General features: G+C 45.8%; 11 protein-coding genes. 2 read left to right on the top strand and 9 right to left on the bottom strand.

Annotated features, from left to right (window positions below; all coding sequences use genetic code 11):
• Position 1: 1 nt before the first annotated feature.
• Positions 2-853: an ABC transporter ATP-binding protein gene (locus BLCOC_RS09450; RefSeq protein ID WP_115625127.1), complete on the bottom strand. Its 852-nt coding sequence runs from the start codon at positions 851-853 to the stop codon at positions 2-4.
• A 418-nt stretch (positions 854-1271) separates the two neighbouring features.
• Here BLCOC_RS09450 and BLCOC_RS09445 point away from each other — a divergent pair, with 418 nt between their 5' ends.
• Both BLCOC_RS09445 and BLCOC_RS09440 read left to right on the top strand, forming a co-directional pair.
• Complete coding sequence (locus BLCOC_RS09445) at positions 1272-1613, top strand: hypothetical protein (RefSeq protein WP_029469718.1); 342 nt, start codon at positions 1272-1274, stop codon at positions 1611-1613.
• A 24-nt stretch (positions 1614-1637) separates the two neighbouring features.
• Positions 1638-2198 (top strand): GNAT family N-acetyltransferase, encoded by a 561-nt coding sequence (locus BLCOC_RS09440; protein ID WP_115625126.1) that lies wholly within the window; start codon positions 1638-1640, stop codon positions 2196-2198.
• 47 nt (positions 2199-2245) lie between these two features.
• On the opposite strand, the gene BLCOC_RS09435 is transcribed toward BLCOC_RS09440, so the two are convergent.
• The 8 genes from BLCOC_RS09435 to BLCOC_RS09400 all read right to left on the bottom strand — a co-directional run bounded on the left by BLCOC_RS09435 (position 2246) and on the right by BLCOC_RS09400 (position 15802).
• Entirely contained in the window at positions 2246-3469 is a 1224-nt protein-coding gene (locus tag BLCOC_RS09435; RefSeq protein ID WP_115625125.1) for a hypothetical protein, read from the bottom strand.
• A gap of 50 nt (positions 3470-3519) precedes the next feature.
• The gene (locus BLCOC_RS09430; RefSeq protein WP_115625124.1) at positions 3520-4071 is read right to left on the bottom strand and encodes a TetR/AcrR family transcriptional regulator; all 552 of its coding nucleotides are present in this window, start codon (positions 4069-4071) and stop codon (positions 3520-3522) included.
• Positions 4072-4289: 218 nt separating this feature from the next.
• Positions 4290-5990 (bottom strand): methyl-accepting chemotaxis protein, encoded by a 1701-nt coding sequence (locus BLCOC_RS09425; protein WP_115625123.1) that lies wholly within the window; start codon positions 5988-5990, stop codon positions 4290-4292.
• 233 nt (positions 5991-6223) lie between these two features.
• Positions 6224-6655 (bottom strand): DUF3788 domain-containing protein, encoded by a 432-nt coding sequence (locus BLCOC_RS09420; protein WP_029469723.1) that lies wholly within the window; start codon positions 6653-6655, stop codon positions 6224-6226.
• Between the two features lie 60 nt (positions 6656-6715).
• Positions 6716-7582: an EamA family transporter gene (locus BLCOC_RS09415; protein ID WP_115625122.1), complete on the bottom strand. Its 867-nt coding sequence runs from the start codon at positions 7580-7582 to the stop codon at positions 6716-6718.
• 171 nt (positions 7583-7753) lie between these two features.
• Complete coding sequence (locus BLCOC_RS09410) at positions 7754-9277, bottom strand: CoA-acylating methylmalonate-semialdehyde dehydrogenase (protein WP_115625121.1); 1524 nt, start codon at positions 9275-9277, stop codon at positions 7754-7756.
• A gap of 181 nt (positions 9278-9458) precedes the next feature.
• Positions 9459-11153, bottom strand: a complete 1695-nt coding sequence (gene ade / locus BLCOC_RS09405; RefSeq protein WP_115625120.1) for an adenine deaminase — start codon at positions 11151-11153, stop codon at positions 9459-9461.
• Positions 11154-11179: 26 nt separating this feature from the next.
• Complete coding sequence (locus BLCOC_RS09400) at positions 11180-15802, bottom strand: hybrid sensor histidine kinase/response regulator (protein WP_115625119.1); 4623 nt, start codon at positions 15800-15802, stop codon at positions 11180-11182.
• Positions 15803-15869: the final 67 nt, after the last annotated feature.

Here is a 15869-nt window from a genome sequence, read left to right as displayed (position 1 = left end):
ATCAAACCTCTCCTTTACTTACAAATACAATAATATCATCAATAGACGCATGTCTGATCTGCAGACCCGAAAGGTCTGACAGTTTCTCCCTGCTCACCAAAGCCTCAAAAGAATCCGGATAGATTTTAATATTTTGCGTAACATCTTTTATATCCGGCGGTAATTCTCTGCTGTTTCCCGAAACAATAAAATATCTGTCTGTAAGACCCTCTTTGTCTCCGGAATAAAGCAGTTTTCCCCTGTTGATAAACGTGATGCTGTCAGCGACCTTATTTAAATCCGGTGTAATATGTGTAGAAAAAAGAACTGTATGCCTTTTGTCTTTCGTATACGCCAAAAGGATATCAAGCAGTTCATCTCTGGATACCGGATCCAGTCCGCTGGTCGGCTCATCCAGGATCAGCAGTTCCGCTTTATGTGAAAAAGAACAGGCCAGCATCAGCTTCATCTGCATACCTTTTGAAAGTTCCATGACACTTTTGTTCCTGTTTATCTGGAACTGCTCTAAATATTTGTAATAAATTTCTGTATCCCAGTTTTCATAGAACATCCCCATGGCCTTTTCAACATCCGCCATCTTCCACTCGTCAACAAAAAAATGCGTGTCAAAGACTACCCCTGTTCTCTCTTTAAACTTCTGTTCCTCCCTGATATGGTCAAACCCCAATACCGTGATCGTACCGGACTGTTTTTTCAGCAGGTTCAGTATAAGCTTGATTGTAGTCGTTTTCCCTGATCCGTTGGGTCCGATCAGTCCCATGATAGATCCTGCCGGAACTGAAAAGCTGATATTATCTAAAGTAAAATCCGGAAATATTTTCGTTAATCCTTTCACCTGTAGTGCTTCTATCATGATAAATCCCTCCGTTTTTCTTGATAAACCAATCTTACCGCAGGAATGCACGCTGTGCCAAAATGTCCGTAATCTGTGTCCCGATGTCCGTAATCCGATTACTGTTCACCGGCCACCGCCCCGGGAGACGTTTTTCCCAAGGAAAACCTGTATTATATTGCCAACGGGTTTAAAAAACTGTATAATGATTTAATATATGTATGCTTGTGGCTGCCTCGGGATTGTCTTGCAAATGCAAGGCAACACCTGGCGGGACAGTGGCGGACTGAACTGTTACTGCTTGTGTTTCTGAACACCGAGAATCATTGGCAGATACGCCGGGCAGGGGGATACCTATGCCGGTATGATTCCTACCGAGATAAGTTCAAAAGGCTGCATAAGGAAAATAGATTTAATTTTCCGGAAAGACGAATAAGTTATGAATATTTTCTTTCAAATTTGTATAGGAATGTCAACCGGTATCATTGCCGGTTTTGTGTGTGCCGGAATAAAACAGCTTTTTAGAAAAGAATATACAGAAAAGGAAAAAGCCTCTGCCCAACAGCTTATAAGAAAACTGGCGTCTGTTTTAAAATATATTACATTTTTACTGCTCATTGTAGGCCTAATCTGGTGTGTATATTTTTTAATTTTGGGCGCTGTCGACCCAGGCCAGACCGATTACGCCAATAATATGGCAGAGTTGATCGTATCTGTTCTTACGGTTATTTCCATCATTTTTGCTTTTGTTGAGTTTTTGAAGCGAAAAGATAATGATTAAAACAAATTGGAGCGATATAAAATCATGAACGTGAGGGTGCGAAAAGCAGAATACAGTGATTTAGACAAAGTCGAACAGTTATATCAGGAATTAAACGATTATCTCGCTGCGCATGAAAACTATCCCGGCTGGAAAAGAGATGTATACCCTACAAGAGAGGATGCAGAGGAAGGTTTCCGGTCAGGCGGACTGTATGTGGCGGAAAATCAGGGGAAAATAGCAGGTACCGTAATCTTTCTGTATGAACAGGACGAAGTATATCGTTCTATCAACTGGCAGATTGATCCTGACGCTCCGGTGATTATCCTTCATATTCTGGCAGTCCACCCTGAATATTTTGGCTGCGGAGTGGGGAAAGCGCTGCTGGATCATGCGGAATTTCTTGGGCGGCAGCAGGGAATCCGGGCCATCCGTTTAGACACTTATGAGAAAAATCTTCCCGCTGCCCGCTTATATGAAAAGTGTGGTTTCCAATATATAGGACTGGCTGACCTGGGACTGGAAGAAACCACCGGACTGAAATGGTTTAAAATTTACGAAAAAGTTTTAATACCACATCCCACCTTCTCGGTTAGCAGCCTGTGAACAGTAAGACAGGACAGCGTATCCATCCTGTCTTTATATTTAGAATACTATCTTTCTGTAAATAAAATTGATGAGCATATTTTCATACAATCATTCACGGTTAAAACACCCCAGGTTTTTTTATTAGCAGGTGAAGCAGGAGGTATAAAAACAGCATTTGCGATCACATCACTCTGGATCTTTCCAAGATTCGTAATGCTGTATCCCTTCTGCGCGCCATATCCAAACATATTTTTTCCTACAAAAGCTCCCGCTTTACTCTCAAAGCCGCCAAGGGTTGATATGGCAACCGCGTCGATCAATTCCGGCTGCATATGCAGATAACACGCAAGTACAAGCATTTCTTTTTGAGGATGCTTTACAATATCTTCCACTATAGAGGTTATCTCTTTTGCCAGGGAAATCATATCTTTATCCCCCTTCTTCACGGAAACACTAAAAGCAGTCGAATAATTCCCCATAGCATTTTCTCTGTAGCATCCGGCTTGATGGCGGATATCAGCGGCAATGATCACTTTTCTTACATTATCTTCCCGCATCATCTTAGCGATCAGATAGTCATTTACAGAAAAGCCGTGTTGTTTACACAGCGCCTGTATCTCCTCAAACTCCTGCCCCTCTATTGTATGAATTTCTCTCCTGACGCTGTTTGTCCGGATATAACTTTTTTCAAAATTTAAGTATGTATCGTACAAAACCTGATGCTGTTCCTTTTTCCATCTTCTGTTTGCATCATTTATAACGACTTTGCTGATAAAAGGCAGGTCACAATTCGCGGGCAGATCATATATGGATTGAATTAATTGTTCTTCCACAAAAGAAGGAGTTACCCCTTCTCCATAATGCTGTGCGAATTCCACAACCAGTTGTAAAAGTCCTCTCCCGTCACATAGTAAGTGGTGAGAGATAAAAAGTATCTGAAATTCATTCTCATTTGGATAAACCAATACCTTCAGCATACATTCTTTCCTGACATCCCAGCCGTGACTTGAAATATCGTTATAATCCTGCTGCCACCAATCCGGATCTGTTCCTATCATCAGAGCTATATCTAAGTGTTCCTGCAATTGATAATACAGCTTTTTCGTATCTTTTTCTTCCGCGATCAGACTTCGCAAAAACGGATGCGCTTTTTGAAGAGCCTTTACACTTTGCATCACCTGCACTTTATCGTAATTGCTTTTTATCTGTGCTAAAATCCCAAAGTGCATATTGGGGCACATATAATGTGCACGTTCTGTATTCACATAATTCTTATTTGAATTCACCATTTTTCCTCCAGTCCTTTATTTTCGCGTAAAGCAATATCATAGGATGGTTTTTATGCTTCACTTCCTGCATCTTCTCCATTTTCACAATGATATGATTTAAAACCTGCGCATGCTTCTATAAGCAGTTTCTTTATTTCTTCCGGCGCTATGTTTGTTGTGTTTGTGGAAACGATCGCCGCTATGCCATGTGCAAATATCCATGTTTTTACAAACACTTCCGGTTCCATGGCAACGGGAATATGTTTCGCCAAATCATAAAGGCTATCCAGTCTTGTACCACTATCCGACATACATAATAGATTGAATAAATTTTTTTCTTTTTGAGCCAGTTCTACATACTTGATTCCCATACTTAAAAAATAGGGAACTTCTGTATCTGCAGGAGGCTGCAGCATGACTTCCTCAAAAAATTTTTGAGTTTTTTTATAAACTTCTTCCTTTAGCTCTTCCATATTACGGAAAGCGTGAAATATCGGTTGCGTAGAACAATGTAATTCACCGGCAAGCAGACGCGCTGTCACTTTTTCAAATCCATATGCTCTTGTCAGCTCGAATGCTTTCTGGGCAATGGCTTCTTTTGGTATCTTTATTTTAGGCGGCATAGAACTCTCCTTAAAATAACTATGTTATATATCATTGTTATTATAACCGCCCCATTAAGTTTTGTCAATCCGGCAGAGAAAAACCATTTTCCCCAACCCCCTTTTGAAGCATGAAAAAAAGCACCTGCCGCTTGACCGTTTCTTTCGGTGGCAGCAAGTGCTTTTGTTCTATCTAACTATTTATTCATTTTATCCGGATATTTTTCCACTCATATTCTCTAGTAAAATCTGTCGTCACCATTATCCATTAACTTAAACTTCTCAACTAAACCTCTTAAAAGCTGTGCCTGGGAAGACAGTTCTTCACTGGCTGCAGCACTCTCTTCTGCTGTTGCCGAATTGGTCTGCACTACACTGGATATCATAGTAAGGCTGTCTGTTAAGTGATGTATGGCATCTGATTGTTTTACGGATGCATCTGTAATCTGATTCAGCGCCTCTGTTACACTGTCAACCCCTCTTACCACTTCCTTCAGTACCGCGTCAGTTTCATTTGCTGTCTTTTTACCATTTTCAACGGACCGGAGGGACTTTTCTATTAATGCGGCTGTACTTTTAGATGCAGATGCCGATTTATTTGCCAGATTACGTACTTCTTTTGCTACCACAGAAAAACCTTTTCCGTGTTCACCGGCGCGCGCTGCTTCCACTGCCGCGTTCAAGGCCAGGATATTCGTCTGAAAGGCAATATCCTCAATGGTTTTCATGATCAGACGGATCTCATTGGAACCTTCGCTGATCTCTGACATAGCTCCCAGCATATCCTTCATACAGCGGCTGCTCTCTTTCGTCTGCAACATTACATTTTCCGCTCTTTTGCTGGCTTCCTGGGCGCTTCTGGCATTTTCACCCACTTGATCAGATATTACACTGATGGTACCGGACAATTCCTCTATAGAGGAGGCCTGCTCTGTAGCCCCGCGTGCAAGGATCTGGGCACCGGATGACATCTGTTCCGAACCGGATGCCACTTCATCTGCTGACTGGCTGATCTGAAACAGTGTATCGCTCAGACTGCTGTTTATATCCTGCATGGACTGCTGCAACTGTGTAAATTCCCCCACATAACACTCCTCACGAAAACTCTTTGCACTGAAATCTCCCTCTGACATTTGCTTCAGAAGCTGGATCTCACTCTGAAGGACACAGGATAAATTAGCTGTCAGACTGCGTATGTTATCCGCAAGAATCCCCATCTCATCCCTGGATTCATACATGATTTTCACATCCGAGAATTCGCCTCTGGTCATACTGCTGACCGCCTCTTTCAGTTCATCTACCGGCCGGGTGATTCCCCTGGTGATATAAACCCCAAAGACAATACTGATACCCACGCTGATACTGCTCAGCAAAAGCAGATTTACCATTGCCTTCTTCTGTTTATCCCTCAGTCCCTCAACCAGTTCCTCCCCCTTTTTCTCACCGTTCTCCACAAGGCTGTCTAACTCTTTCTGGGCCTCCTGAATGACCAGCACATTATTTTTCTCCATATAATCGGCAGCTTCGGCATTCCTGTTCTCTCCGGAAAGCTGAAGGACTGTTTCCCTCATTGGTGCCAGTTTTGTAAGCGCAGCTTCCAGCCGTTCAATTATCTGCTGATCTCCCATAAAGTGTTCCCGAATGATGGGCAATTGTTCCTGTATGATAAGAGCCGCGTTCTTGGCATTGGCAATAGCATCATTCACAATCTCCGGATCTGAATTGGATATAGAGCGATATACAGCTTTCTGCATCCTCTCAAAATTAGTATTGATAACATTGGCACTTTCATTGACAGTAAACGGACCATCATAAAAAGTTTCTGTCTGTTCTCCCAGGACCATCAAGTCCACCACACTCACAATACATCCCAAAATAAGCATGGCCAGGATCAAAGCATAAGATATAAATAATTTTCTTGATAATTTTAAATTCTTCAATTACAGCGGCCTCCAATCCCTTCTTTCTCTTCTGCTCTGTAAAAATTTCCCGAATTGCACTCATACATTGAATTATAGCATATAATCTAAAAGAAAGAAACGAAATCTACGAGATATCTGCTGCGTTTCTAATATTTATGATTTATGCGGTCTCACAAATTTATCAGGATACATTCCGTGTTCATTGGACTGCAGAGAAAAGCAGCATTCAAAGGATAATTTTTTTCCTAACCTCATATATTTTTACCTTTTGTACCTGAAAATTTTAAGTCCAGTATTTTCTTGATATCATCAAAATGTTCCCCGCAGGTGACACGGTACTGTATCCAGCCTCCATCACCGCAGGGATGCTTATGATCAATATACCTCTTTGTATATTCCTGCATCTGTCCATATATAGATGAAAACTGCTTGTCAGACAATCGAATCATCACCGTAAACGCGCCATCCTCAGGAAAAATATTGCATATCAGTTTTGATCTTACCCTGTGGGCGATTCCCCAGCCATAGTTATTACCATATGGAAAAACAATCTTTTCTGCCGTCTCATATGTATTGCTCAGCCTTTCATTGAGCAAAGTAAACCACTTGGCAGTCCCGCCGCAATATGCCGTCATTTCCTCAATTGACGGTGTCTCCTGTTTATTCAACATTCTTTCATACATAGAAGCCTCTCCAATCTCATTTACCGAATGTGCTTATCCACTCCTGCCTATCCCTGCCATTTATATCACCGCCAGCATAACCGTTCCCAAAGTAATAAGCGCAACACCTGCCCCCGCCTTTCTTGACAGCTTTTCATGAAATACGATCCATGAAAAGGCTATCGTGACAAGAATACTCAGCTTATCAATGGGAACCACCACACTTGCTGCTCCGTCCTGCAGGGCACGATAGTAGCACAGCCAGGAGGCACCTGTCGCCAGTCCTGACAATACGATAAAAAACAACTCTCTCTTCTCTATTTTCTTTATCTCATGCTGCTTTCCGGTCACAAAAACCATGATCCATGCCATCACAAGAACAACCGTTGTCCTGATGGCTGTTCCCAGGTTGGAGTCCACATCTGTAATTCCGATTTTCCCCAAAATTGCCGTCAGGCTTGCAAAGACAGCTGACAAAAAAGCAAAAATGATCCAGCTCCCTCTGCTTCTGCTGTCTCCCGCCTCTGTCTCTTTTCTGGAAATCATCAGCATTGTGCCTGCCCCTATCAGAAAAACAGCAGCCAGCTTCGCAGGTGTCACCCCTTCATGGAGGAAAATGAATGCCAGCAGTATGGTAAGAACTGTGCTAGATTTATCAATGGGAACCACCTTATTGATATCACCTGTCTGCAGAGCACGGAAATAACACAGCCAGGATGCCCCTGTTGCCAGGCCTGACAACACCAGAAACAACATGGTCCTCCCAGAGATCTCTCCGATTCCCGCCCATGCGTCTGTCAAAAATACCAGCAGCCATGAGAAGACCAGCACCACCACCGTTCGTATCGCTGTTGCCACATTGGAATCTGTCTTTTTAATTCCGCATTTTGCCAGAATGGATGTGATCCCGGCAAAAAACGAAGACCCCGCTGCATATACTATCCACATGCCTTCACCTCCCATGCAATAACTACTGTGTCCGTTCTCTCTATCTGCATAAGCTCTCTGTCCCGCATAATCTTTCTGTCCCGTATAGGCTCTCTATCCGCAAAACGGTCCGCAGGAATTTCCTGCGAACCGTATCATTGAATATTTAGATTCAGATACCACTTTCCGTCATCACATACTGCCGCCCACGGATCCTTCCCAGGTATCCACTTCTTTTGCTTTCTTCTCTTCCTCATCAAACCAGTGGGTTGTGACTGCTTTTATCTCTGTAAAGAAACGAACGCCGTCTTTGCCCAGACAGTGCAGGTCACCGAAGAAACTGTCCTTGTGGCCGCTGAATGAGAAAATGCCTGCCGGAACCGGAATTCCCACATTGATTCCCACCATTCCGCCGTCTGTACGCCGTGCAAACTCTCTGCTGTAATAGCCGCTCTGGGTATAAATGACGCTTCCGTTTGCAAATGGATTGCGGTTCATCATTTCCAGTCCCTCTTCAAAATCCCTGCAGCGCTTCACAGCCAGGACCGGACCAAAGATTTCCTGCTGTCCGATAGCCATATCTTCCGTCACATGATCAAAAATGGTCGGCCCCAGGTAGAAGCCGTTCTCATATCCGGGCACTGTGATGCCGCGTCCGTCCAGAACAAGCTTCGCGCCTTCTTCCACACCTTTTTCGATCCATTTTTCTACCTTTGCCTTATGGGCCGCATCCACTACCGGCCCCAAATCTGTCGTCTTGTCATAGGCAGGCCCCACTTTCAGTTCACCCGCGTATTTTATAAGCAGCTCTACCAGCTTGTCCGCTATGCTTTCCTGAGCAACCACCACCGGAAGGGCCATGCAGCGCTCCCCTGCACATCCAAAAGCTGAATTGATGATTCCCCTTGCCGTGCGCTCCAGAGCGGCGTCCTCCAGTACCAGTGCGTGATTCTTGGCCTCTGTCTGAGCCTGGACACGTTTGCCATTGGCAGCCGCAATACCATAGATATGTTTTCCCACACCTGTGGTACCGACAAAGCAGATCCCCTTCACATCAGGATGCGTCAAAAACTGTTCAGATTCCTGTCTCGTACAGGTGACAATGTTCAGCACACCGTCCGGAAGTCCTGCTTCCTGCCACAGCTCTGCACAGCGCAGCGCAGTCAGCGGAGTCTTGGAAGCTGCTTTGATGACAATGGTATTGCCGGTTGCAATACAGATAGGGGTCATCCATCCCATAGGGATCATACCCGGGAAATTAAAAGGAGCAATCCCGGCAAATACACCTAATGGCTCTCGATAACTGACTGTATCATATCCTTTGGAAGTATCCATCATAGACTCTCCCATCATAAGAGTCGGAGTTCCGCAAGCCAGTTCCACAGGTTCTTTTACCTTTGCAATATCACCGGCAGATTCCTTCCAGTTCTTTCCGTGTTCCCTGGCACAGCACTCGGTCAGCTCGTCCCAGTGCTGATCCAGCAGATCCCGGAATTTGTAGAGCACCTGTACCCTCTTCATCACCGGAGTATCACGCCAGGCCGGAAATGCCTTTTTCGCGCACTCTATGGCATATGCCACCTCTTCTGCGGTACAGCTGGGGATTTCTGCCTGCACCTCGCCGGTACTTGGATTATACACCGGAGTGTACTTTCCCGATTTTGTGTCCAGCCACTGCCCGCCTGCCAGGTATTTCATTTTTTTCGCTTCGCCCATTTCTTACCTCCTAATTCTGCATTCTCTGTCAACTGCATTCCTCTCTCAAGATATCTCCATTATAAAAGATTATCTTTGTCAGTTCAACCTGTATTTTACGACAAAAGATGTTTTTTTTGTGCAGAAGCAACAAAACACCTGGCTGTACATACCTCTGTACTTTGATTTCCCAATATCTTTTTCAGCGGTAAAATCTACTGTCTGTCACAGAATACATACCTCTTGGGGTAATCCTGATTTCCGGGATCACCGGCAGTGCCATAAAGGACAGGGCAATAAACGGGTCCATGCCCTGCGGCACTCCCATTTCATGGGCCTTCAGGATCATTCTCTCCAGCTTTTCGTTGGCCTTCTCAAAACCCATATCTGTCATCAGACCCATAATAGGCAGCTCCAGCGTCTCATAAACCTGATGTCTGTGCACAAGAGTATATCCTCCCTGGGTCCGGATCAGTTCCCTGACTGCCAGTTCCATATCTTCATCATTGTCACCGATCACTATGATGTTGTGGGAGTCATGGGATACACTGGATGCCGCGGCTCCACATCTCAGACCGAATCCTTTTACAAATCCCACGCCTGTCATCCCTGTCTCCCTGTGTCTCTCGATCACTGCTATTTTCTGCACTTCACCGTTTCCCTCCAGATCATCCTGGCAGATTTTCTCTGCAGTGACGTCCTTTGTGGTAATCTGCCCTTCCTCCATCTGAATGACATGGCAGGGGAAAGTACCGGTGTATTTTAGTTTTTCTCTTGTAAAATCTTTCACATGCACTGTATTTTTCAGCTCGCCAGGACATGCATGGACCGGACAGACCTGTTCCTCTTCCACTCTTCTTCCTTTATAGTAGACTTCCCGGACTTCTGCCTGCTCCAGGTTATCAAGCACGAGAAGATCTGCCTGATAGCCAGGTGCCACTGCCCCCAGATGGGACAGCCCGTAGCACCTGGCCGCCTGTATGGTTGCCATCTGGATTGCGTGGACCGGGCGGATCCCCAGAGCAATGGCTTTTCTCACATTATAATTGATATGCCCTTCTCTCTTTATATCCTCAATATGTTTGTCATCTGTACAAAAACAGAACCCGTCCGTGCTGACATGGTTCTTAACAATTCCCTGTACAATGTCCTGCAGGTTCCTGGCAGCGCTGCCCTCCCGGATGAGAACGGTCATTCCGTTTCTCCTCTCCCTCATTGCATAGGAAAAATCAGAGCACTCATGGTCTGTCGATATTCCCGCCATCACATATGCCTGTAAATCTGCCTCCTGAAGAAATGGTGCATGTCCGTCACGCACCCGCCCCTCAAAAAGCTTCAGCTTTTGATGCATCTCGGGACCGCCCTCAACCACAGAGATATAGTCCATAACCTCCCCAAGTCCCAGAACTCTTTCCTTCTGCAGATACGGCGCCATCATATCTGCCGTGATCCTGCATGCATTGTCATCAATTCCGGTAGCCGGTACACAGGAGGGCATCATGACAAAGACATTGGCCGGCACCTCCTCTGTCTCTCTCAGAATATAATCGATCCCGGCCATCCCGGCTACATTGGCAGACTCATGAGGGTCGACGATAAAGGCAGTGGTACCGCACAAAACAGCCTGGGAAATCAATTCCTTTGGTGTCACAAGTGTGGACTCCAGATGCAAGTGGCTGTCAATAAATCCGGGACACACATACCTTCCATTCAGGTCTTTCTCCCGGATACCTTCGTATCTGCCGATCCCGGTGATCATCCCATCCGCCACAGCTATATCCCCATCTATGATCTCTCCTGTAAAAACATTAACGATCTTTGCATTTTTCAAAACAAAATCTGCTTTCCCCAATCCACGGGCGATATCTGAACATCTTTTATACATTTCTAAATTCACGCGATCATCTCCTATTTTCCACTGCCTTACAACAGTCCTGCCAGTGTGTTCCACAGTATAGTCATATCAATGGGCTTTGCCACATGGGCATTCATTCCGGCCTCCATGGCCTCCTGTACATCCTCAGCAAATGCATTCGCTGTCATTGCAATAATAGGTATGGTTTTGGCATCCGCTCTGTCCATTCTGCGGATAGCACGGGCAGTTTCATACCCATTCATCCGCGGCATGCGGATGTCCATCAGAACTGCGTCATAGGTTCCAGGCGCCGCCCTTTGAAATTCTTCAGCCGTCTGCATTCCATCTGTTCTGACCACAGATCTTGCCCCGTGCATTTTAAGCAGTTCACACAGGATTTCAGAGTTGATCGCATTGTCCTCTGCTACCAGAAAACATCGGTCTTTCAGAATTTCAGACGCATCCTGCTTCTCTGACTCTGTATCCCTGTCCTGCTCTGCTTCTGTCTCTTCCTGCGCGGCCTCACACATAAGCTCAACACAGAACACACTTCCTTTATGGGGTTTGCTCTTTACCCATATCCTGCCGCCCATAAGATCCACAAGGCCTTTTGTAATACTCAGTCCCAGCCCTGTCCCCTCAATGCCCATTGTGTTGGTATTCCGGGAAAAGGCTTCAAAGATGTGCTCCACGAACTCTTCTGTCATGCCGATTCCGTTGTCACTGACAGTGAATCGGTAACATACCTGCCCCGCCTGACAGTCAGAATCTGTTTCCTCTGCCAGAAATTCCACTCTTCCGCCTTTTGGCGTAAACTTAATGGCATTACTCAGTATATTGATCAGAATCTGATTGATCCGCAGCCTGTCCCCATAAAACTTTTCATGCCTGATCCCTCTCATCTGCATATGGAACTCCAGGCCATTGACCTCTGCCTGGGGTTCCATCATAACTGACAATTCCTTCAGCATTTCCGGTATTGAGATCTGCATACGGTTCAGCATGATCTTGGAACGCTCGATTTTACTCATATCCAGTATATCGTTTATAAGGCTTAACAGATACTGGGAAGAGGATGAAATTTTCTTCAGACAGTCCTCCACCCTGTCCCGTTCATCCAGATTGGCCATGGCGAGAGATGTCATTCCGATCACGGCGTTCATAGGTGTCCTGATGTCATGGCTCATGGAGGAAAGAAATTCGCTTTTTGCCCGGTTCGCTTCCTCTGCAAGAGCCAGGGCTTCCTGCAGGGCATCCTTTGCCTCACGCTCAGCAGACAGCATATCCGTCACATCTGCACGCACCATGCAGACTCTTCTGTGTCCCCTGTCTCCCCAGAGCACATTGACCTGCTTGTACCGCAGTCCGTTCTTTGACTGGTACGGAAGGACAAAATCATATCCCGAAGGTTTCTCTTCCAGTCGCTTCAGCATATTGTCTAAATTAAAATACTGCTCATTCTCCTCCTCAAAATGGCTGGTGATATAAAAATCCGTAATATTTTTTACCAGCTCCCTGTACCCTTCCAAAACATAAGGGGACAGATTCTCCAGCACGGTCTGGCGGGTGTACATGGTCACACGCCCGTCGTTCACATCCACAAAAGCCATAAGTTCAAAGGTATATGCCACCACATTAAGCATGCTCTGCTGTTCCCGCACAGAATCCGTGATATCGGTTCTGGCCAGACATACACGTCCAAGCCTCAAGTCCACAGCAGAAACCGTCATATTTTTTGTGAGCACCTCACCCTTCTCATCTGTCATAGAATAATGGAAGGAATAGCTGTTCTGTCTTTTCAGATGCTCCATCATGTATTCACCTGTAAGCATCCTGGTGACATGTTCTTTATCTCTGGGCACGATATGGAAGCAGTACCTTTCAGCGATCCACCGGGAGTAGCATCCTTCTGGATACCGGTCTTCTTCTGCCGCCCCGGAACTTGTGAGGATTTTATACCTGTCATTCAGGATGTCAGCATCAACGACCAGATCATAACTGGTAACTGACAACTGCCTTAATATACGTTCTGATATAACCTGCTCCGTTATATCCGTCACCGTCAGGATCCCGGTCACACCACCTGTATCCGGAGTTTCCACCAGATTCACCTGAAACTTCACATACCGGCCGTTCTGTTCCTTCGGAAGCTTGACAAAGCACTCCAGTATCTGTTCTGTATCCCCTTTCTTGAACGCGGCAAGTGCAGGTTCATTGAGATAGGTATCCAGAAAGACCTGTCTCATCTCCGGGTCCGTCACAAGCCCGGCAATGCCTGTAAAGAACTCCTCCCTTACGTTTCCAAAGGTTTTCAGCAGATCAGAATCCGTGTAGTCAATGATCTCCAGTATTCTGTTCTGGGTAATATTGCAGTGCCCTACGATCAGGGCGTTGGGTCCCGGTGTGCGGTAGTGCTGCAGGATAAGCTCATTATACTGCTTCCGTATCTGCACCTTTTCCTCACGCTCTTTGGTTATATCATGATATCCGGCATATACGCGGAATTCTCCGCCGGCACTTTGGATCAGGGTAAGACTGTTCTTTACCCATACATAACCGCCGCTGCCTGTCTTTAAACGATACACCATCTCACAGGGCGGCCCTTCGCCTGCCGCAAGGTAATCCTCCATACGCCTGTTCACAAATTCCCTGTCATCGGGATGCACTCCGGCCAAGGCATCCTTCCGGTAAATATCCCAGGCTTCCTCCATAGACATTTTAGTCATCTCAGCAAAGCCCTCTGACAGAAATTCGGGTATCATTCTGCCGTCCTGCTCGTACTTTACTACTGCCACGCCTCCTGGCAGATACTTTAATACATTTTGGAAATACTCCTCCAAACGCTCTTTTTCACTTTGAGTCTTGATCTCCTCTGTGATGTCCCTCACATATTTGATGTATGCGGGAATACCATTCCAGTCAGTCTCCCGGAAGCGTACACTGTAACAGCGGTTATTCTCCGGGTCTGTCATCCGATGCTCTTCCCCGTCCGGATGATGATCCTTCTGTGTGCAGAACTCACAGGGACTGTCCTTTCCATACATGGCCTTATAACATTTCTGCCCGAGACATTTTTTCCCATTATTAAACATTATCTTTGACTCATTGGCATACAGCAGATCATAATTATCCCTTCCGATAACATAGATCCCATCTGCTGTATCGTTGGCAATACTTTGAAACAATCTGGCTTCCGCTGACATGCCTGTAAAGACCGCATAAAACTGTACTGCTTCTGAACATGTGTCCATTCTCCGGCCTCTTAAGTGGATCCAGATCAGTCCTCCGTCCCGATGCCTTATTCTGTAAGAGACATCCAGCACCTTGCCGTTCTCAAAAGAGGACCGCATGGCTGACAGCACACGCTCCCTGTCCGCTTCATGGATCAGCCGGAATGCATCATACTCCTCCAGCTCTTCTCTTGTATGCCCCGAGAGCGCCATCACCCCATCCGATACAAAAATCGGCGTGATGCGTTCCCCTTCTATGCGGTAGCTGGCGATCCCTCCCGGAATGGAATTGATCAGATGGTCCATCTCCAACTGGGTCTCCTTGATGTCTGAAATATTGTGGAATACACAGTGGATCAGAGGACAGCCGTCCTCCTCCCCGATCCATTTCACATGGACGCGCACCCACACAGTATGTCCGTCCCTGTGCTGTTTACGGAATTCAAATATGGTCACTTCACGGGTACGTATGGCCTCTTTTACTCTTTCAATGACCATTTTTGTGTCTTCCCAATATGTCATTTCCGCAGCATCCCTCTTAATCAGCTCACGGTATTCCTCTACAGTATATCCGGACAGTTCCGGAACACCGTCTGAAAAATATACGGTCTCAAAAATATCAGACACCCTGTAAATTGCAACACCGCCGGAAATGGCATTGACGATATCTTTTACCTTATCCTTTTCCGCTGTGAGTTCCCTCTCCATCTGCACCTGTCCGCTCACATCTCTGTAAACACCGTACAGCAGCTTAGTCTTATCCGTCTGGGTTTTTACAGATGCCTGCAGATGGATCCAGCGGTATTCTTCTTTCCGGTCATTCCAAACCCGGTAGGTATGCTTCATGGTTCCGCTGGTGCTTATAGTTCTCTGTATTTTTTCCTGGAGAACACCGCAGTCCTGAGGATGGACTCCCATATATTCTGTTTTTTCCTCTATGATCCTGATGTGTTCTTCCGAATAGCCCATGATTTCATAAAAAGCAGGGTTATGAAAGACAGGGGAAATCTGTTCACCGTCATAGCGGTATACGCAAAGTCCGCAGGGAATGCTGCTGAATGTGGCCTGAAGCTCTTTTTGGAGCACATCTGACTGCTCTTCTTCCCGTTTCCTGTCCGTAATATCCTGTATATATTCAATATGTGCGGCCTTTCCGTCCCAATCGATCATTTTGCCGCTGAGCTGATAGACCCTGCCGCTGACAGGATGATGATACTCGCGGAGCAGCAGATCCGGTCTGTTTATTTCCTTCCTGCGGCAAAACGCACACGGTTTATCAAACCCTGCCACCCGATAACAATATTTTTCTGCCAAATCCGCATCCGGCATAAATGTCTCACATGCCAGGCGGTTGGCGTACAGTATCTCATATGTATCTGCCGAACTGACACAGACAGCCACCGGTGCATTATCCATCAATACCTTCACCTGGTCCGCAGAAAGAGAAACCTCCCGTATCATGACTTGCCCTCCCTTACATATATATTCATAAAACTCTTTCCGTAATGCCGGTCTAGGTATAAAAAAG

The sequence above is a fragment of the Blautia coccoides genome (genome assembly GCF_034355335.1).
In the GTDB taxonomy this organism is placed as follows: Bacteria; Bacillota; Clostridia; order Lachnospirales; family Lachnospiraceae; genus Blautia; species Blautia producta.
Note: the sequence above shows the minus strand (reverse complement) of the source record. Positions and strands in the feature narration are given on the sequence as shown.